Below are 19,097 nucleotides of genomic sequence, written 5' to 3'. Positions count from 1 at the left end.
GACTAAGGTGCAAGCACTACTTTGGAGTGTGTAGATGACTGCTGTGGTGTTACCCGCTGCACCGCGTGTGCTGATTGCCGAGGCCGATCCCTGGTCCCGCGACCTGCTCAAGCAGGTTTTGTTGAATGTGCGCTGCGACGCGCGGCTGGATCTGTGTGCCGATGGACAGGAAGCGCTGCACCTGTTGGCGGAAAATCCTTACGACTTGGTGATCGTCGACTGGGAGCTGCCCGGCATCGATGGTTTGAATGTCTTGCGCAATGTCCGCCAACGCAAACGGAATCCACCGCTGCCATTCATTCTGATGAGCAGCCGCAACGACAGTGCCAGTGTGCGCGAAGTCTTGCCCCTGGCGCCTGCTGCGTACCTGACCAAACCCCTGAACATGGAAAGCCTGACTCTGCGTCTGCAGGATCTGCTGCTCAATGCCGGTGAGGAAGTGTCTTGCGAGGTGCCTTCATTGGCGCCGGGCATGACCTTGTCGGCGTACCTGGAGCGTCGTCGCGAGTTTGCTGATGGCGCACCTTTGATGACCGACGTGCAGTTGGCGGTCAAACGCAGCCTCAATCCCAACGGCCTCGATTTGACCGTGCTGGAAGACGAGATCCGCACCGATCCGCAGGTGACCGCCGTGCTGATCGCCGCTGCCAATAGCGCGGCCCAGCACCATGGCGCTGCCGTACAAACCCTGTCCCAGGCGCTGCACCGCCTCGGCACCGGGCAAAGCATGAACCTGATTCTGGGGCTGGCCCTCAAGCGCAGTGCCCGACTCAGCGATCCGTGTCTGGCCGACTATGCCGAGCGCTATTGGGAGCTGTCGCTGCGCACCGCCGAATATGGCCGGACCCTGGCGCGCTTGCTGGATCTGGATCAGGAGCGTTGTTATTGCGCCGGTATGCTGCATCGCCTCGGTGACCTTGCGCTGTTGCGGTGTTTGCAGGAATGGAAGCAGGCCGGTGGCGAGCTGGATGAATGGGAGGAGGTTGGCGAGGCGCTGGCTGAATTCGGCGCGGCCTATGGTTCAGCGCTTCGCACTCGCTGGCGCCTGCCGCTGGAGTTGCGAGAGCTGATTGCGGCGGTCTACCAGCTCGGTGGCGGGGTTTACTCACGCGAAGCGCTGGTGATGAACATGGCTGCGCAACTGGCGCGTCTGACCGAGCATGAGGGCATTGAGGACCTGGCGAAGAGCCGGACGGCGCGGTTGCTCAAGATCGGGTTGCCGGAATTGATGCGTTTGCGCAAGAAATAGGCATCACACAGCGCCTCCCTGTGGGAGCGAGCCTGCTCGCGAAAGTGGTCTGTCAGGCAATATCAATGGGACTGGCAGCCCGCCTTCGCGAGCAGGCTCGCTCCCACATTGGTTTTGTATTGGGTCCACTAGTCGGAAATGATGCGATTCTTGCCCTGGTGTTTGGCTTTGTACATTGCCGCATCCGCGCGGGCAAACAGGCTGTCGACGCTTTCGTCCTCGGCAGTGAGGCTGGTCAGGCCCTGGCTGACGGTGATGCCGAACGTCTGGTCGCCATGGCTGAAACTCAATCGCTGAATCTCCCGTTGCAGGCGCTCAGCCACCTGCATGGCCTCGTCTGGCGCACAGCCGGGAAATACCGCTGCGAATTCCTCACCGCCAACTCGCCCGAACACATCGCCGCGACGCAACGCCGCGCGACCGCTCTCGGCGATTCGTTGCAGCACGTTGTCGCCTTCCTGGTGGCCGTAAGAATCGTTGATCACTTTGAAGTCATCGATGTCCAGCAGCAGGAATGCCAGCGGCGTGCCTTGGTGCCGTGCCTGTTCGAATTCACGGTGGGCGCATTCGAAGAAGTGTCGGCGGTTGCTGCTCTGGGTCAGCACGTCGGTGGTGGCCAAGCGTTGCAGCTCGGTTTCCATCTGCTTTTTGTCAGTAATGTCTTCGGCAATGCCAACGATGATCACCGGTTGCCCCGGCTCGGCCTGACGGTTGATGAAGCACTTGTCACTGAGCCAGCGAACCTGGCCGTCGGCGGCAATGATTCGGTATTCACGGTCTTCAACGGCGCCTTTGACCAATACTTCGGCCAGGCTGCGTTCGGCATAGTCCAGATCGTCGGGGTAAATGCTGTCGCGCCAATGGTTGTAGTCGGACAGCAACAAGCCTGCAGAGCGGCCGAAAATCCGTTCATACGCGGGGCTGACATAGAGTACCCGACGGGATTCCCAGTCGAATGCCCAGAGTACCGCGTTGACGCTCACCAGCAGAGCGCTGAACAGCTGCTCGCGTTCACTCAGGCGCGCCACTTCGCCTTGTGCATGCATTAGCGCCAGCAGCGTTTGCGCGGCCTCGGGCCACAGCGGGAGGGATGAGTCTTGTAGGCTTTTATTGACCATCGACACAAAATCTCAAAGGGCGTGTGCCGCTCGAGGTTCGAAAGCGGCCAATACCAGAGCCCGCCTGGATGGCGAAGTGTCTTTGAGATAGGGGATTTGGAGCTTAGTTCCGAAGGGTGCGCCCACGAACGGGGCGCACCGATCAACGGCGTCAGACAGCGGCGGGGCGCAGGGAGTAGGTTTTCAACTGATCGGCGAAGTCGCGCAGGGATTGAATCCCGCTGGCTTCGGCTTCGTGTACCCAATCCTTGATGGCGGCCAGCATGTCGTGACCATTTGAGCTGGTCTTGACCCAGATCTGCTGCAAGGCCAGGCGTTTCTCGTAAATTACCTTCAGCGCCTGACTGTGCTCGAGCATGGTCTGGATGCGAACGTGGTGTTTGTCATCCAGAAGGCTGGTTTCCCGCGAGAGCAGGCGCTTGGCGCGGTGGAACTGGTGACGGACCGAGTGATCGACCTTTTCCAGTTCTTGTTTGACCAGCGGTGCGATCACCAATTTGCGGTACTGGGCCATGATCTGGAAGCGGTTGTTGAGGATCGCCATGGCGGTGTCCATGTCCAGGTTGCCTTTGCCTTCGACCCGATGGGCGATTGGCGCGACCCGCTGAACCTTGGCCAGGCGCAGGAAGCTGAAGACCTGGATCCAGGCCCAGCCGAGATCGAATTCCCACTTCTTTACCGACAGTTTTGCCGAATTAGGGTAGGTGTGATGGTTGTTATGCAGTTCTTCGCCGCCGATCAGGATGCCCCACGGCACCAGATTGGTCGCCGCATCGCGGCATTCGAAGTTGCGGTAGCCGATGGCATGGCCCAGGCCATTGACCACACCGGCGGCCCAGACCGGGATCCACATCATCTGGATCGCCCAGATGGTGATGCCGATGGTGCCGAACAGCAGCAGGTCGATGACGCCCATGATCGCCACGCCCAGCAGCGGAAAACGGCTGTACAGGTTGCGTTCGATCCAGTCTTCGGGGCAGTTCTTGCCGTAGATGCGCAGGGTCTCGGGGTTTTCCGCCTCGGCACGGTACAGCTCGGCGCCTTTGCGCAGAACGGTGGACAGGCCCTTGATGACCGGGCTGTGCGGGTCATCGACGGTTTCGCATTTGGCGTGGTGCTTGCGGTGGATAGCGGTCCACTCGCGGGTGTTCTGTGCCGTGGTCAGCCACAGCCAGAAGCGGAAGAAATGTTTCAGGCCAGCATTGAGCTCAAGCGAGCGATGGGCTGAATAACGATGCAGATAGACCGTGACGCCGATGATCGTCACGTGGGTCATCAGCAGGGTGACTGCCACCAGTGACCAGGGCGACAAGCCGAGAAAACCTTCGTACCACATAGGCTATTGGGCCCTCGATAAAGAAAAAAACAGCCGTTGCATTATCACTTAGCCCACAGATAAAACCAGTCGCCCTTTCAGATAAGAGTGGCTGGATGTTTCTTTAAACTATAGTTCCATCCTTTTTGAAGGGACATGGATAGCCGAATGTCTGCCACCTATCGCGATGCTTTGCGTGCTGCACTGCTTTACCTTCTGGTTTCTATAGGTTGGCTGCTGTTCAGCGGTTATTTATTGAACAGTTTCTTCGATAGCTCTGCTGAGCTAATGCGATGGCAACTGATCAACGGTTATGCCTGGGTGGTATTCAGTGCCGGTCTGATTTTCCTCGCCCGGGCGCGATTGTTCCGTTGTTTGGGGATCGGCGCAAAATTGCGTGAGCGCACTGAAGACCGCGAGCGTTTGCGTCAGGCGGCCGCGGTGTTCGATTGCACGCGTGAAGGGGTGCTGGTTACCGACAACAAAGGGTTGATCGTCCATGTAAACCGGGCCTTCATGGCAATTACCGGCTATCAGAGCGAGGAGGTGCTCGGCCAGCGCCCCAGTCTGTTCAAGTCCGGTCATCATCCGCCGGCTTTCTACCAGACGATGTTCGCGACACTCAACAGCACCGGCGAGTGGAGCGGGGAAATCTGGAACCGCCGCAAAAGCGGCGAGATCTACCCGCAATGGCAGACCATCCGCGTCATTGACGACGAGAGGGGGCGGCGCAGCCATTACGTGGCAGTGTTTTCCGACATCAGCGCAATCAAAAACTCCGAGCATGAACTGACGCGTCTGGCTCACTACGATCCGCTGACCGATCTGCCCAACCGCTTGCTGTTCACCGACCGTGCCGAGCAGGCCCTGGCTTCGGCGCACGTCCACAAGCGCGGCTGCGCGTTACTGATGATCGATCTTGATCACTTCAAGATGATCAACGACAGCCTCGGGCATAGCATTGGGGACCAGTTGCTCAAGGGCGTGGCCGAGCGTTTGAAAGCGATGGTCGGTCCGGGAATCACCCTGGCGCGCCTCGGCGGTGACGAGTTCGTCGTGCTGGCTGAAAGCTGTCCGCAAATGGTGCACGCGGCGGCGCTGGCTCAGCGGATCATCGATGGCCTCAAAGAGCCGTTTCAGATCGACGGGCATCAGTTGTTCGTCAATATCAGCGTCGGCATCAGCCTGTTCCCCGGCGACGCCTTGAGCGCAGAGCAGTTGTTGCGCAATTCCGACTCGGCGCTGTTCAAGGCCAAGAGCGCCGGGCGTAACGGCTACGCCCTCTATACCGAAGAATTGACCGTCCATGCCCAGCAACGGGTCGAGACTGCATTCGAATTGCGCCGTGCGCTGGAGCAGCAGGAGTTGCGGGTTTATTACCAGCCGGTTCACGACCTCAAGACCAGCCGCCTGATCGGCGTCGAGGCATTGGTGCGCTGGGAGCATCCACAGCGAGGGTTGGTGTCGCCGGCAGAATTCATTCCCATTGCCGAGCGCACCGGTCTGATCGCCGAAATTGATGCCTGGGTGATGCGCCAGGCCTGTGAGCAGATGTGCCAGTGGCAGCAGGCCGGGGTGGTGTTGTCGTTTGTCGCGGTGAATGTTTCTTCTCGATTGTTCGCCCGCCGTGAGCTGTTTGGGCAGGTGGCGAAGGTGCTGAACGAAACCGGGCTGGATCCTGCCTGTCTGGAGCTGGAAGTTACCGAGAGCGCTGTGATGGATGACCCGGAAGTCGCGCTGGAGCAGATGCACAGGTTGCGTGAATTAGGCGTTCGGCTGGCCATCGATGACTTCGGTACAGGCTATTCGTCGTTGCTGCGCCTCAAGCGAATGCCGGTACAGAAACTCAAGATCGATCAGGGCTTCGTTGCCGGGTTGCCGTGGGATGAGGATGACGCGGCGATTGTGCGGGTGATCATTGCGCTGGCCCAGAGCATGGGGATGCAGGTTCATGCCGAGGGGATCGAGCAGGTCGAGCAGGCGAGTTTCCTGCTCGAACACGGCTGCGATCTGGGGCAGGGTTACTGGTTTGGACGGCCGGTGCCGGCGCCGCAGCTGGATTGGGAGCGGGCACCGCTGATTCAGCAGCACTGATCGTTCCCACGCTCCCGCGTGGGAATGCCGCCCGGGACGCTCTGCGTCCCTGCCCCAGTTCTCTATCGGTTTTTTGGTTATATTAAAATTCTTAAATAGTCTTTTTAAGAATATCAGCGCTTATCTACTATTGGTCTCACGCCGCAAGCAGTCTCGCCACTGCCAGGCAACCTCTAGTTGAAGGAGCAGCATCATGAGCGCATCCCTACGTAGCGTTGACGGCCAGGACGAAGCAACCATTTTGCGTGAGATCCAGAGCGCCTTGCGCGATCTGCGTTTTGGCGCAGTGGAAATCACCGTGCACAACGCCCAGGTGGTCCAGATCGAACGCAAAGAGAAATTCCGGTTGCAGAACCCAAGCAACAAACCGAGCTGAAACAAAGATCAAAAGATCGCAGCCTGCGGCAGCTCCTACGGGGGCTTTGTGTAGGAGCTGCCGAAGGCTGCGATCTTTGACAGGCAACCCCGATTCCAGACCATAAAAAGCCAACACAATCAGAATTCCAGGAGCTTTCACCATGTCGTCGATTCGTCATTTCGCTTTGGCCGCCCTGGCCAGTGCCCTTTTTGCTGGTTCCGCGGTTGCCAAGGATTACGAACTGCTTAACGTATCGTACGACCCGACTCGCGAGCTGTATCAGGACTACAACGCCGAATTCGTCAAGTTCTGGCAGAAAGACCACGCTGGCGACACCGTGAAAATCCAGCAGTCCCACGGTGGTTCGGGCAAACAGGGCCGAGCGGTGATCGACGGTCTGCGCGCCGACGTGGTGACCCTGGCCCTGGCCGGTGACATCGATGAAATCGCCAAACTCGGCAAGACCCTGCCAGCGGATTGGCAGACGCGTCTGCCGGAAGCGAGCACGCCTTACACCTCGACCATCGTGTTCCTGGTGCGCAAGGGCAACCCTAAAGGCATCAAGGACTGGGGCGATCTGACCAAGAACGGCGTGGAAGTCATCACTCCGAACCCGAAAACCTCCGGTGGTGCACGCTGGAACTTCCTCGCGGCATGGGCCTATGGCCTGAAAGCCAATGGTGGTAACGAAGCGAAAGCCAAGGAATACGTGCAAACCCTGTTCAAGCACGTGCCTGTGCTGGACACCGGTGCTCGCGGTTCGACCATTACCTTCGTCAACAACGGTCAGGGTGACGTGTTGCTGGCCTGGGAAAACGAAGCCTTCCTGGCCTTGAAAGAAGATGGCGGCGCTGACAAGTTCGACATTGTCGTGCCTTCGCTGTCGATCCTTGCCGAGCCTCCGGTCGCCGTGGTCGACAAGAACGCCGAGAAAAAGGGCAACACCGAGATCGCCGAAGCGTACCTCAAGCACCTGTACAGCCCGGCCGGCCAGGAAATTGCGGCGAAAAACTTCTATCGTCCACGTGACAAGGATGTTGCCGCCAAGTACGCCAAACAGTTCCCGACACTGGACCTGGTGACCATCGACAAGGACTTCGGCGGCTGGAAAACCGCACAGCCGAAATTCTTTAATGATGGTGGCGTGTTCGACCAGATTTATCAGGCGCAATAACCTGAAATAAGCCACACAACGAGCCTTAAGCTTGGGCGCGGAACATGTGGGAGCGAGCCTGCTCGCGAAGGCGGTGTTTCAGACGACGTAATTGTTGACTGATGCTCCTTCTTCGCGAGCAGGCTCGCTCCCACATGGATGCGTTGAGCTGATTGATTTTTTCAACCAAGGACTTTTATGTCGCGTCGTATTTCCCCCGTCATACCCGGCTTCGGGCTGACGCTGGGCTACACCTTGGTGTACCTCAGCCTGATTGTGCTCATTCCACTGGCGGCGATGTTCGTGCATGCCGCTCAACTCACCTGGGACCAGTTCTGGGCGATTATCTCGGCGCCACGGGTGCTGGCGGCGTTGAAGCTCAGCTTCGGCACCGCGCTCTATGCCGCGATCATCAACGGCATCATCGGCACGCTGCTGGCCTGGGTGCTGGTGCGCTATACCTTCCCTGGACGCAAAGTCATCGATGCGATGATCGACTTACCCTTCGCATTGCCCACCGCCGTGGCCGGTATCGCGCTGACTGCGCTATACGCGCCCAATGGTTGGGTGGGTCAGTTTGCAGCGGACCTGGGTTTCAAGATCGCGTATACCCCCCTCGGCATCACCCTTGCCCTCACTTTTGTGACACTTCCATTCGTAGTACGTACCGTACAGCCAGTATTGGCTGATATCCCTCGGGAAGTGGAAGAAGCGGCGGCGTGCCTGGGTGCGAAACCGTTGCAGGTTTTCCGCCATATTCTGGTCCCCGCGCTGCTGCCAGCCTGGCTGACCGGTTTCGCGTTGGCCTTTGCCCGCGGGGTCGGTGAGTACGGTTCGGTGATTTTCATTGCCGGCAACATGCCGATGAAAACCGAGATCCTGCCGCTGCTGATCATGGTCAAACTCGACCAGTACGATTACACCGGCGCCACATCCATTGGTGTACTGATGCTGGTGGTTTCCTTCGTCCTGTTGCTGCTGATCAACTTGCTGCAACGACGCATCGAAACCCCATAAGGAGGCGCAGAAATGTCCCAATCGTCTATTGCTGCTGCTTCCTCGAACGCCGCCCGCCGTGGCAGTGCTTCATCGCGGCGAATCCTGATCGGCCTTGGCTGGCTGGTGTTCACCCTGTTCCTGTTGCTGCCGCTGGTGATCGTGGTGTCTCAGGGCCTGAAGCTCGGAATCGGTGCGTTCTTCACCGCGATCTTCGAACCCGACGCTTTGTCGGCCCTGAAACTCACGGTGATCGCCGTGCTGATTTCAGTGCCGCTGAACCTGGTGTTCGGTGTCAGTGCCGCATGGTGCGTGAGCAAGTACTCGTTCCGTGGCAAAAGTATGCTGGTCACTCTGATCGACTTGCCGTTTTCGGTGTCGCCGGTCATCGCCGGTCTGGTCTACGTGCTGATGTTCGGTGCGCAGGGCCTGTTTGGTCCGTGGTTGCAGGACCATGACATCCAGATCGTCTTCGCCTTGCCGGGCATCGTGCTGGCGACGATCTTCGTCACCGTGCCGTTCGTGGCGCGCGAGCTGATCCCGCTGATGCAGGAACAAGGCACGCAGGAAGAAGAGGCCGCGCGCCTGCTCGGGGCCAATGGCTGGCAGATGTTCTGGCACGTCACCGTTCCCAACATCAAATGGGGCCTGATCTACGGCGTGGTGCTGTGTACGGCGCGGGCCATGGGTGAGTTCGGGGCGGTATCGGTGGTTTCAGGGCACATTCGCGGGGTGACCAACACCCTGCCGCTGCACGTCGAGATCCTCTACAACGAATACAACCACGTGGCCGCGTTCGCCGTGGCGAGCCTGTTGCTGATCCTGGCGCTCTTCATCCTGCTGCTCAAGCAGTGGAGCGAAAACCGTATTAACCGCCTGCGCGCCAGCGCCGCGGAGGAATAAGTCATGTCGATTGAAGTGCGTAACGTCAGCAAGAATTTTCACGCGTTCAAGGCGCTGGACAACATCAGCCTGGACATTCAAAGCGGCGAACTTGTGGCGCTGCTCGGCCCGTCCGGTTGCGGCAAAACTACGTTGCTGCGGATCATCGCCGGCCTGGAAACCCCGGATCAGGGCAACATCGTGTTCCACGGTGAAGACGTTTCCGGCCACGACGTGCGTGATCGCAACGTCGGCTTCGTGTTCCAGCACTACGCCCTTTTCCGCCACATGACGGTGTTCGACAACGTCGCGTTCGGCCTGCGCATGAAGCCGAAAAACCAGCGCCCGAGCGAAAGCCAGATCGCGGTGAAAGTCCACGAGCTGCTGAACATGGTGCAACTGGATTGGCTGTCGGATCGCTACCCGGAACAACTCTCCGGCGGTCAGCGTCAACGTATTGCTTTGGCTCGTGCCTTGGCGGTGGAACCGAAAGTCCTGCTGCTCGACGAACCCTTCGGCGCCCTCGACGCCAAGGTCCGTAAAGAACTGCGTCGCTGGTTGGCGCGGCTGCACGAAGACATCAACCTGACCTCGGTGTTCGTGACTCACGACCAGGAAGAAGCGATGGAAGTCGCCGACCGCATCGTGGTGATGAACAAGGGCGTGATCGAGCAGATCGGCTCACCGGGCGACGTCTACGAAAACCCGGCCAGCGATTTCGTTTATCACTTCCTGGGTGACTCGAACCGGTTGCATCTGGGTGAAGACAACCATGTGCTGTTCCGTCCTCACGAAGTGTCGCTGTCGCGTCATGAGCTGGAGGATCACCACGCGGCCGAGGTGCGGGATATTCGTCCGTTGGGCGCGACGACACGGGTGACGTTGAAGGTCGAAGGCCAGAGCGAATTGATCGAAGCTGAAGTGGTGAAAGATCACGACAGCCTGATCGGGTTGGCGAAGGGCGAGACGCTGTTTTTCAAGCCGAAGGTCTGGCAGAAACTCGCCAACATCTAAGATCAAAAGATCGCAGCCTGCGGCAGCTCCTACAGTGGATTTGGGTTAAGCACACGTGTGGCCAACCGAAAAACCTGTAGGAGCTGCCGCAGGCTGCGATCTTTTAAAGCGTCCTACGCTGCAGCGTTCTTCTGACGCAAACGCACCCCACCCACCCGCGCCTCGATCTGCTCTTTGAGGTCATGCCGCAACCCCAGCAAAAACGCCAACTCAACCACCACAAACAACGGCCCGACAATCAACCCCGTCACATCATCGACAAACGCCGGTTTGCGTCCTTCGTAGTGATGACCGACAAATTGAATCGCCCAACCCACCACAAACATCCCGATGCCGCTCACCAGCCAAACCAGCGTGCTTTGCTGCGCGAGCACATGACCCAGCCAAACGCAAAGGCCCAGCAATATCGTCATCAGCACACCCAGCCGTAACTCCAGTCGCAGATAAAACCACGCCGAAGCCAGCGCCAAAAGCACTGCCGGTGACACCCAAACCCCGGCCAGCGACCACTCGGGCCGTGACAGCAGCACCGCAACGGCGACAACGATCAGCGGAATACCGATAAAGTGGCTGGCAATATTGCGCGGGTCACGGTGGTAGGCGGCGTATTGACTGAGATGGTCAACGAGGCTTTTCATTGTTGTTCCTCCTGTTGGGTGATGGATCATGCCCCGGGTCCACATTTCGCTCTGTCAGGCAGGCGACAATCTCTAGGAGTTTTCATGGATATGCAGGTCTGGCGTCCACGCCTGATGAGCGGCCAGTGGTTCAGCCATTTACCTGTTTCCTTACAGGATAGTCTGCTGGCCGCCGCCAGGGTGCGGCGGTTGTCGCCGGGCCAGCGGCTGTTCAAGCGCGGCGATCCACCGTGCGGGCTGTACGCGGTGCTCGAAGGTTCGGTGCGCATCGGCGCAGTGAGCGAGCAGGGCAAGGAGGCGCTGTTGAGCCTGGTGGAGTCGCCCCACTGGTTCGGCGAAATCTGTCTGTTCGATGGCCAGCCGCGCACTCATGATGCGTTCGGTGTGGGTCATTGCACCCTGCTGCACATTTCGCAAACCGCGCTGCTGACGTTGCTTGATGAACAACCGGTGTATTGGCGACAACTGGCGTTGCTGATGAGCCACAAGCTGCGCCTGACGTTCATCAATCTCGAACAGCTGAGCCTCATGCCGGCAGCGGCCCGACTGGCGCATCGCTTGCTGATGATCGCCGAGGGCTATGGCGAGATCGACCCGCCGCGACGGGTGTTGCAACTGCCCCAGGAACAATTGGCGTCGATGCTGTCGCTGTCGCGCCAGACCACCAACCAGATTCTCAACGACTTGCAGGGGCAGGGGATTGTGAATCTCAAGTACGGCGAGATCGAGATTCTGGATGCGCAACGATTGCGGATGTTGGCGATTATCTAAAACCCGGCGTTAGTGGTGGGCTTTGGACGCGAAGGCGCCTAGCCTGTGATGACGACAATCGAGGTGTGCCATGCGTGTGCTGTTAGTGGAAGACGAACCCGAGACCGCCAAACTCCTGGCTAAAGGCCTGAGCGAGGCAAGTTACTCAGTCGATGTGGCGGTCAACGGTATGGACGGCCGACGCTTTATCGAGTCCGGCGAATACGAGCTGATCATCCTCGACGTGATGCTGCCCGGGCTCAATGGCTGGCAGTTGCTGCAGCAGATCCGCAAGCTCGGCGAAACGCCGGTGCTGTTCCTGACCACCAGGGACGGCATCGAGGATCGCCTGCGCGATCTGGAGTTGCATGAGGATGATTACCTGCTCAAGCCATTTGCCGTAAGCGAGTTGGTGAAGCGGGTGCGCAAGTTGTTGCGGCGGGATCGGGGGCGCTGAGGCGTTTCTGTAGCGTCTGGTCTGGCCTCTTCGCGAGCAGGCTCGCTCCCACATTGGAATGCGGTCAACTGTGGGAGCGAGCCTGCTCGCGAAGAGGCAAGACCAGACAACCCACTTTCAGAATCTGTTACCGCAACCCATCTCGAAATTGCCCCGGTGTCATCCCGGTCCAGCGCTTGAATGCGCGGCTGAAGCTGCTCGTGTCCGCAAATCCCAGCAGATAGCTGATCTCGCTCAATGAGCATTGCTGATCGCGTAAATGCAGCAGCGCCAGGTTCTCGCGACTTTCGTTGAGCAGCGTATCGAACCGGCAACCCTCGTCCGCCAGATGCCGTTGCAGGCTGCGCAAACTCAGATGCAGAGCCTGGGCGATGTGTTCGGCGCTGGGCTCACCTTCCGGCAATTGCTCCTCAATGGCGTCGCGAACCTTGCGTTCCCAGGTCAGGGGTTTGAGCTGGGCGAGGGTGCGTTTGAGCACGGCTTCGTTGTGTTCGGCCAGTTCCGGATTGGCGTCGTCCAGGTGGCTGTCGAAGTCCACGACGGCGAATTCCAGTCGGTCTTCATCGGCGGCGAAGTACACCGGTGAGCGGAAGACTTTGTGCCATTGATGCGGGTCCGCCGGTTCCGGGCGACGCAGGTACACCGCCAGCGGGGCGTAATCGCGGCCCAGGCGATTGCGGCAGGTGCGTACGTAAATCGCTGTGAAGGCGTCGATGGCTTCGAAGGCCGGGGCCGGATTGCCTGGCGGGATTTTCAGGCGGAAGCGGTAGCGGTCCTCGGTGCGGGTCAGTTCCAGGTCCAGGGCATCGCTGACCACCTGGTGATAACGCACGATGCGCTCGAACACTTCTCGCAGACTGCCGCTGGCCACCAGCGCATAACCGAGTGCGTGAAACGTGGTGGGGCTGACGAAGCGCGATACCCGCAAACCAATCGCCGGATCACCGCTGACCTGCACTGCGATTTCCCACAGGCGCGTGGTGCCGGACAACGGGTAACGGGCGTTCGGGTCGTCCATCAGTTGCGGGTCGAGCCCCGCCTGTTGGCACAGGGCGGTGCTGTCGAGGCCCAGCGCATCGAGTTGCTTGCGCAGGGCGCGGGTCCAGCTGGCGAGGGAGGTCGGTTCAGTCATGCTGATTGGCGCTTCCGGTCAACAGGTTGGCGTTCACGGCTACCGCGTTGCGAGGGTTCACAAGGCAGGATGCGAACATCAATAACCAGAGGATGGAAGCATGCACGGTACTTCTGCAAGTCCCCAGCGACTGAATGCAACTCAGCGATCAGCGCATATTCGCCAAGTGGTGCTGGCCAAGGGTGTCGAACTGCGTCAGCGCTATCCGATTCTCAACCATCAAGACGCTTTGGGCGCAGGTATTTTGGCCTTCGCGCTGATCGGGATGATCGGCTCGGCGACGCTCTACACGACCGGGCACATGGCCTGGTGGGCATGCCTGTTGCTCAACGCCTTTTTTGCCTCGTTGACCCACGAGCTGGAACACGACCTGATCCATAGCATGTACTTCCGCAAACAGCGCGTGCCGCACAACCTGATGATGGGCCTGGTGTGGCTGGCGCGTCCGAGCACGATCAATCCGTGGATTCGCCGGCATCTGCACCTCAATCACCACAAGGTCTCCGGCACGGAATCCGACATGGAAGAGCGCGCCATCACCAACGGCGAGCCTTGGGGTTTCGCGCGGTTGCTGATGGTCGGCGACAACGTGATGTCGGCGTTCATTCGTATGCTGCGGGCCAAGACCTGGGCTCACAAGATCAGCATCATCAAGCGCACCCTGAGGGTCTACGCGCCGCTGGCGTTGGTGCATTGGGGGGCGTGGTACCTGTTTCTCGGCTTCCATGCGGCCAATGGCATCGCCTATCTGATGGGAACGTCGATCGAATGGTCGGCGACCACGCTGTCGGTGATGCAGGTGATCGACATCGCTGCCGTGGTGATCATCGGCCCGAACGTCTTGCGTACCTTTTGCCTGCATTTCGTCAGCTCGAACATGCACTACTACGGTGACGTGGAGCCGGGCAATGTCATCCAGCAGACCCAGGTGCTGAACCCGTGGTGGATGTGGCCGTTGCAGGCGTTCTGCTTCAACTTCGGCAGCAGCCACGGCATCCATCATTTTGTGGTGAAGGAACCGTTTTACATCCGTCAGATGACCGTGCCGGTGGCGCATAAAGTGATGCGCGAGATGGGCGTGCGGTTTAATGATTTCGGGACGTTTGGGCGGGCGAATCGATTTGTGCGCAAGGAAACAACAGAGGCACAGGAGGTTCGTGCGGCTCAGGTTTGATCGATGTGTCCGGAAACTCAACACGGCAAAGGCGGCCGTCATCAATCTGACCCAAAAGGTCGCTACGTTATGACGCAAGCAGGGTTGCTGGGTGGTTACCGTATCGCTGATTGATATATGCGTTTTTGACCTAATAAAGTAATTAAATATTCCTTTATTGGATATCAATTTCAGCCAATCATCGCGCTTTCAAATGTTGAGTTTCCGGGGCCGTCTCCTTGGCAGGGTGCGGTCCCTTTTTTATTCCGGACAAACACCAGACCCTGTGGGGGCGAGCCTGCTCGCGATGGCGTCGCTACATCCAACATGGATGGTGACTGATCTACCGCTATCGCGAGCAGGCTCACTCCCACAGGTGATCGATTTTATATTCGATATAGGTCTTAATAAATAGCTTCTTATTCCTTAACGAATATAACTCTCCTCCCTATACTTGCTCGGGAACAGACAAGCAGCAGGAGAGCTCCCCCATGCGCAACGAATCAATTCGCTATCTGATTGTGCCGGGCTGGCAAGGATCGCCAGAAGATCATTGGCAAAGCCACTGGCAGAACAGCCTGCCGAACAGCGCGCGGGTGGAGCAGGCCGACTGGCTGACACCACGTCGTGAAGACTGGGTCGCGGCACTGGCTGAGGCGATTGCCGCCGACAGCACGCCGGTGATCCTGATCGCCCATAGCCTGGGTTGCATCACTGTCGCGCATTGGGCTGCCACGGCGCCCGTGCCGTTTTTGCGTCAGGTCCGCGGCGCCTTGCTGGTCGCCCCGGCGGACGTCGAGCGTCCGTCCTGCGCACCGGCCCTGCGCAATTTCGCACCGATTCCGACCCATCTGCTGCCGTTCCCGAGTCAGGTTGTCAGCTCCGACAATGACGGCGCCGTGAGCACGCCGCGTGCGTTGGAACTGGCACGTCACTGGGGCGCCGAGGCGGGGATTTTGTCGGGTGCCGGACACATCAACGTGAAGTCCGGTCACCAACGCTGGGAGCAGGGTTTTGCTTATCTCTATCGCCTGCAAAACCGAATGGAACACCACGCCCTGCGCCGCGCTTGAACCTTTTCTTTTTTGCTTTTGTTTTTTAAAACAACGCCCCCCGTCTCCCGGCGGTTTAGGGCGGGAGTCTGCCATGAGTTTTGAAGCCTTCGGTCAGCCGCTGCTGACCTTCCCCGACGCAGAAAAAAGCCCCCTGAGCATTCGCGCCAAGGCGCTGGTGTTTGTCGATCCGCGTTCGCGTCAGTTACGCCAGGAGCTGGAGCTATTGGCGCCGCGTTCGATCTCGGTGTTGATCCGGGGCGAAACCGGCAGCGGCAAGGAGTTGCTCGCGCGGCACATCCATCGCGCGAGTGATCGTGGTGGGTTGTTCGTCTCGGTCAACTGCGGCGCGATCAGCCCGACTTACGCTGATGCTGAATTGTTCGGTTATGCCGCTGGCAGTTACAGCGGTTCAGCCAGCAGTCGTGCGGGGTGGTTCGGTTCTGCCAACGGCGGGACGCTCTATTTGGATGAAATCGGCGACTTGCCGCTACCAATCCAGATCAAATTGCTCGTGGCGCTGGAAAACCACGAAGTCACGCGGGTCGGCGCTCACCAACCAAGCCCGGTGGACGTGCGCCTGGTGGCGGCTACCAGCATCGACCTGGCCCAAGCGGTGGCCGCCGGAAAATTCCATGAGCGTCTCTACCACTACCTCAGCGAAGGCCAGCTCGAACTGCCGGCCTTGCGTGAACGGGTGGGCGATATTCTGTCGCTGTCCGAATATTTCCTCGGCATCTATAGCCAGCGCCTGGACCTGCCAGTGCCACTGATCAGCGAAGCCGCGCAGCATTTGTTAGAGCAACACAGTTGGCCAGGCAACACCCGGGAGCTGGAGAACGTCATTCACTTTGCGTTACTGGTCAGTACTGGTGATGAGATTTTGCCGGAGCATTTGAATCTGCCCGAGGCGCCGCCGTCATTGGTGCAGATCGAGCAACAAGCGGCTCTGCTGATTAAAAACGGCACGGCTGGCGAGCGATCGGCACTCAAGCATTTGCTCGAAAGCCTGACGCAGACGCTGTAGCGATCTGTATGAACAAAATGGAATATGAAAGTGAATAAAAGATATTGTTCGGGAATAAAAAATCCCGGTATTGTCCGCGTCACGCCAGCGATAGCACTTCACTGGCACTCGTACTAAAAGCCGTCGTCGATGACGACCGTGATTTTCGATAAGGACACTGCATGAAAAAGGTTCTGTTGTTCACCGCATTGGCGGCTGCCCTGACTGCGGGCCTGGCCCAGGCTGGCGAGAAACTGGTGGTGGCGGCGACTCCGGTTCCACACGCCGAGATTCTGGAACTGATCAAGCCAACCCTCGCCAAAGAAGGCGTGGACCTGGAAATCAAAGTCTTCACCGACTACGTTCAGCCGAACGTACAGGTCGACCAGAAGCGTCTGGACGCCAACTACTTCCAGACCCTGCCGTACCTGAAAAGCTTCAACGAAGGTAAAGGCACCAACCTGGTGACCGTGATCGGCGTGCACGTCGAACCCTTCGGCGGTTACTCGAAGAAAGTCAAAACCCTGGCTGAGCTGAAAGACGGCGCAACCATCGCAATCCCGAACGAAGGCAGCAATAGCGGCCGTGCTCTGATCCTGCTGCAGAAGGCTGGCCTGATCGAGTTGAAAGACCCGAAAAACGCTCTGGCCACCCCGAAAGACATCGCCAAGAACCCGCACAACTTCAAGTTCAAGGAACTGGAATCGGCCATGCTGCCGCGTGTTCTGGACCAGGTCGACCTGGACATGATCAACACCAACTACGCGCTGGAAGCAGGTCTGAACCCGGCTAAAGACGCGCTGGTGATTGAAGGTGCCGATTCGCCTTACGTGAACTTCCTGGTGGCGCGTCCGGACAACAAGGACAGCGTAGCCATCCAGAAACTGGCCAAGGCTTTGACCAGCCCGGAAGTGAAAGCATTCATCGAGAAGAAGTACAGCGGCGCGGTATTGCCGGCGTTCTGATTCGCGAGGTAAACCCCTTCAAGGTTTCAACGCCGACGGCTGATATAGCGTCGGCGTTTTTTATGGACGCAATTCATGTGGGAGCGAGCCTGCTCGCGAAGAGGGAGTGTCAGTCGACATTACTTTTGCTGATACGCCGCTTTCGCGAGCAGGCTCGCTCCCACAGGGGAATTTACTCGTTCAGGCCACCCTGGCCTTCAACGCCCTGCGCAACGCCACCAGCAACTTCACGATGTCCTGCGGATCCAGCCGCTGTGGCACTTTTACGTCAGCCATTTTCTCTTCCTTGTGATGGTTCGGCCGGGGAGTCTGGCCAAAAGCTGTGCGTCCTTGGAGGGGGATTACGAAAAAAAGATCCTTCCTACAACGCAAAGAAAAATAGTCGTCTTCTGCTGCCTCAGCAAATTCGGAGGATAGTTTTTGCGCGATATGGATGATCGTTCCCACTCAGTGCGTGGGTCGGGGTTAGTCCGGCCAATACCAAGCCGGCTCATCCAGCATCCGCTGCCCGACAATCCCGGTCTGGCTCAGGTTCTTCTCCAGCACAATGCAATTGCACTCCGGGTCCTCCTGCAGCGCCGAAATCAACCGCCGTGCATGAGAAACCACCCACACCTGACACTGCTCCGACGCCCGGATAATCAACCGCGCCAACGCGGGCAACAGGTCCGGGTGCAAACTGGTTTCCGGCTCGTTCAGCACCATCAGCGTCGGTGGCCGAGGCGTCAGCAGCGCTGCGACCAGCAGCAAATAGCGCAACGTCCCGTCCGACAACTCGGCCGCCGACAAGGGCCTCAATAAGCCTTCCTGGTAAAACTCGATTGCAAACCGCCCCCCCTGAAGCGGCGCGATGTTCAATCGCGCGCCAGGGAAGGCGTCGCTGACGGCGGCCTGCAAGGCCTCGGGGTCGCCGATTTCGCGGATTGTCTGCAACGCGGCCGCCAGATCCCGACCATCGTGATGCAGCACCGGCGTGCGGGTGCCTAATTGCGGTTGGCGCACCGGCGCATCAGCGTCGCTGCGAAAGTGATCATAGAATCGCCAGCGGCGGATGAACTCACGCAACTGCATGACTTCCGGCGAGGTGCGAAAGCTGCCGACCTGATCGAACAGGCTGTCGAAATTCGGCGTGTGTTGGGCCAGCACCTCCCAGCCGCGCCCGGCCCGGGCCCGGATCATCGGGCCGTTTCGATCCACCAACAGGCTGGCCGGACGGTAAAACGGGCCGGACCAGATGCATTCCTTCTTGATTTCCGGGTCCAGAGAAAACGCGGAAAGGCTCGGCTCCGGCAGCCCCAGCGCGATTGAGTAGCTGAAATCTTCCCCGGCAAACCCCAGGCGCAGGCGTTTGGCACTGTGTCGAACGGTCGCCTCGATCGGGACTTCACCATTACGCATCCGTCGAGTGATGTTTTCCGGCCCGGCCCAGAAGGTCGAATCCAGCCCACCCTCGCGGGCCAAGGCATTGACCACGCCGCCCTGAGCGGTTTCCGCCAGCAGGCGCAACGCGCGGTAGAGGTTGGATTTACCGCTGCCGTTGGGGCCGGTGATCAGGTTCAACCTGCCCAGCGGAATCACCAATTTATTGATCGAGCGGTAATTGGCCACCGCGAGGGTTTTGAGCATGGGAGGCTTCCTGCTGCGTGGTGCGCGATTCTGCCTTATTGTCGACGTCATCGTGCGCCAGGCTTTATTTCAAACCGTGAGGCGCACCCTTGGAACCCTGTTCTACGCTCACAGTCGTATCGCCATTGGCACGTTCGTA

The 19,097-nt window shown here is 58.9% G+C and carries 18 protein-coding genes; 13 read left to right on the top strand and 5 right to left on the bottom strand.

The features are described from left to right. The first annotated feature begins 34 nt into the window (after positions 1-34). Positions 35-1,249, top strand: a complete 1,215-nt coding sequence (locus JFU47_RS16355; RefSeq protein WP_201184304.1) for a response regulator — start codon at positions 35-37, stop codon at positions 1,247-1,249. A gap of 128 nt (positions 1,250-1,377) precedes the next feature. Here JFU47_RS16355 and JFU47_RS16350 read toward each other — a convergent pair whose 3' ends face one another. Together JFU47_RS16350 and desA are read right to left on the bottom strand one after the other, a co-directional pair. Further along, positions 1,378-2,367, bottom strand: coding sequence for a sensor domain-containing diguanylate cyclase (locus JFU47_RS16350; protein ID WP_201184299.1), 990 nt, complete (start codon positions 2,365-2,367; stop codon positions 1,378-1,380). A gap of 151 nt (positions 2,368-2,518) precedes the next feature. Next, the gene (gene desA, locus JFU47_RS16345) at positions 2,519-3,703 is read right to left on the bottom strand and encodes a delta-9 fatty acid desaturase DesA (protein ID WP_123367102.1); all 1,185 of its coding nucleotides are present in this window, start codon (positions 3,701-3,703) and stop codon (positions 2,519-2,521) included. A gap of 147 nt (positions 3,704-3,850) precedes the next feature. Between desA and dibA the strand changes: the two genes are divergently transcribed. The 6 genes from dibA (at position 3,851) to JFU47_RS16315 (ending at position 10,179) form a co-directional block, all read left to right on the top strand. Continuing rightward, complete coding sequence (gene dibA / locus JFU47_RS16340; RefSeq protein WP_201184294.1) at positions 3,851-5,776, top strand: phosphodiesterase DibA; 1,926 nt, start codon at positions 3,851-3,853, stop codon at positions 5,774-5,776. A gap of 193 nt (positions 5,777-5,969) precedes the next feature. Further along, positions 5,970-6,152: a sulfur starvation response protein OscA gene (gene oscA / locus JFU47_RS16335; protein WP_007945260.1), complete on the top strand. Its 183-nt coding sequence runs from the start codon at positions 5,970-5,972 to the stop codon at positions 6,150-6,152. A 142-nt stretch (positions 6,153-6,294) separates the two neighbouring features. Then, complete coding sequence (locus JFU47_RS16330; RefSeq protein ID WP_201184290.1) at positions 6,295-7,308, top strand: sulfate ABC transporter substrate-binding protein; 1,014 nt, start codon at positions 6,295-6,297, stop codon at positions 7,306-7,308. Between the two features lie 177 nt (positions 7,309-7,485). Continuing rightward, complete coding sequence (gene cysT / locus JFU47_RS16325) at positions 7,486-8,304, top strand: sulfate ABC transporter permease subunit CysT (protein ID WP_007899634.1); 819 nt, start codon at positions 7,486-7,488, stop codon at positions 8,302-8,304. A 12-nt stretch (positions 8,305-8,316) separates the two neighbouring features. Further along, on the top strand, positions 8,317-9,186 hold the full coding sequence (gene cysW / locus JFU47_RS16320; RefSeq protein WP_111449511.1) for a sulfate ABC transporter permease subunit CysW: 870 nt from the start codon (positions 8,317-8,319) through the stop codon (positions 9,184-9,186). Positions 9,187-9,189: 3 nt separating this feature from the next. After that, on the top strand, positions 9,190-10,179 hold the full coding sequence (locus tag JFU47_RS16315; RefSeq protein ID WP_008148216.1) for a sulfate/molybdate ABC transporter ATP-binding protein: 990 nt from the start codon (positions 9,190-9,192) through the stop codon (positions 10,177-10,179). Between the two features lie 113 nt (positions 10,180-10,292). Here JFU47_RS16315 and JFU47_RS16310 read toward each other — a convergent pair whose 3' ends face one another. After that, positions 10,293-10,817 (bottom strand): Mpo1 family 2-hydroxy fatty acid dioxygenase, encoded by a 525-nt coding sequence (locus JFU47_RS16310; RefSeq protein ID WP_201184285.1) that lies wholly within the window; start codon positions 10,815-10,817, stop codon positions 10,293-10,295. A gap of 84 nt (positions 10,818-10,901) precedes the next feature. Here JFU47_RS16310 and JFU47_RS16305 point away from each other — a divergent pair, with 84 nt between their 5' ends. Then, positions 10,902-11,588 (top strand): Crp/Fnr family transcriptional regulator, encoded by a 687-nt coding sequence (locus JFU47_RS16305; RefSeq protein ID WP_201184282.1) that lies wholly within the window; start codon positions 10,902-10,904, stop codon positions 11,586-11,588. 70 nt (positions 11,589-11,658) lie between these two features. Then, a complete protein-coding gene (locus JFU47_RS16300; RefSeq protein WP_140680393.1) occupies positions 11,659-12,024 on the top strand; it encodes a response regulator in 366 nt (121 codons plus the stop codon). A 127-nt stretch (positions 12,025-12,151) separates the two neighbouring features. Here JFU47_RS16300 and JFU47_RS16295 read toward each other — a convergent pair whose 3' ends face one another. After that, complete coding sequence (locus JFU47_RS16295) at positions 12,152-13,156, bottom strand: AraC family transcriptional regulator (protein WP_140680394.1); 1,005 nt, start codon at positions 13,154-13,156, stop codon at positions 12,152-12,154. A gap of 100 nt (positions 13,157-13,256) precedes the next feature. Between JFU47_RS16295 and JFU47_RS16290 the strand changes: the two genes are divergently transcribed. From JFU47_RS16290 to JFU47_RS16275, 4 genes are all read left to right on the top strand, one after another. Then, on the top strand, positions 13,257-14,330 hold the full coding sequence (locus JFU47_RS16290; RefSeq protein WP_201184279.1) for a fatty acid desaturase: 1,074 nt from the start codon (positions 13,257-13,259) through the stop codon (positions 14,328-14,330). A gap of 470 nt (positions 14,331-14,800) precedes the next feature. Next, positions 14,801-15,382: an alpha/beta hydrolase gene (locus JFU47_RS16285; RefSeq protein ID WP_140680400.1), complete on the top strand. Its 582-nt coding sequence runs from the start codon at positions 14,801-14,803 to the stop codon at positions 15,380-15,382. Between the two features lie 73 nt (positions 15,383-15,455). Continuing rightward, positions 15,456-16,388, top strand: coding sequence for a sigma 54-interacting transcriptional regulator (locus JFU47_RS16280; protein WP_201184276.1), 933 nt, complete (start codon positions 15,456-15,458; stop codon positions 16,386-16,388). A 161-nt stretch (positions 16,389-16,549) separates the two neighbouring features. After that, positions 16,550-17,332, top strand: a complete 783-nt coding sequence (locus JFU47_RS16275; protein ID WP_010464830.1) for a MetQ/NlpA family ABC transporter substrate-binding protein — start codon at positions 16,550-16,552, stop codon at positions 17,330-17,332. Positions 17,333-17,797: 465 nt separating this feature from the next. Here the strand turns inward: JFU47_RS16275 and JFU47_RS16270 are convergent, their stop codons facing one another. After that, positions 17,798-18,958, bottom strand: coding sequence for an AAA family ATPase (locus JFU47_RS16270; protein WP_201184273.1), 1,161 nt, complete (start codon positions 18,956-18,958; stop codon positions 17,798-17,800). Between the last annotated feature and the right edge of the window lie 139 nt (positions 18,959-19,097).

This window comes from Pseudomonas sp. TH39(2020), from assembly GCF_016650715.1.
Classification (GTDB): domain Bacteria; phylum Pseudomonadota; class Gammaproteobacteria; order Pseudomonadales; family Pseudomonadaceae; genus Aquipseudomonas; species Aquipseudomonas mandelii_C.
Note: the sequence above shows the minus strand (reverse complement) of the source record. Positions and strands in the feature narration are given on the sequence as shown.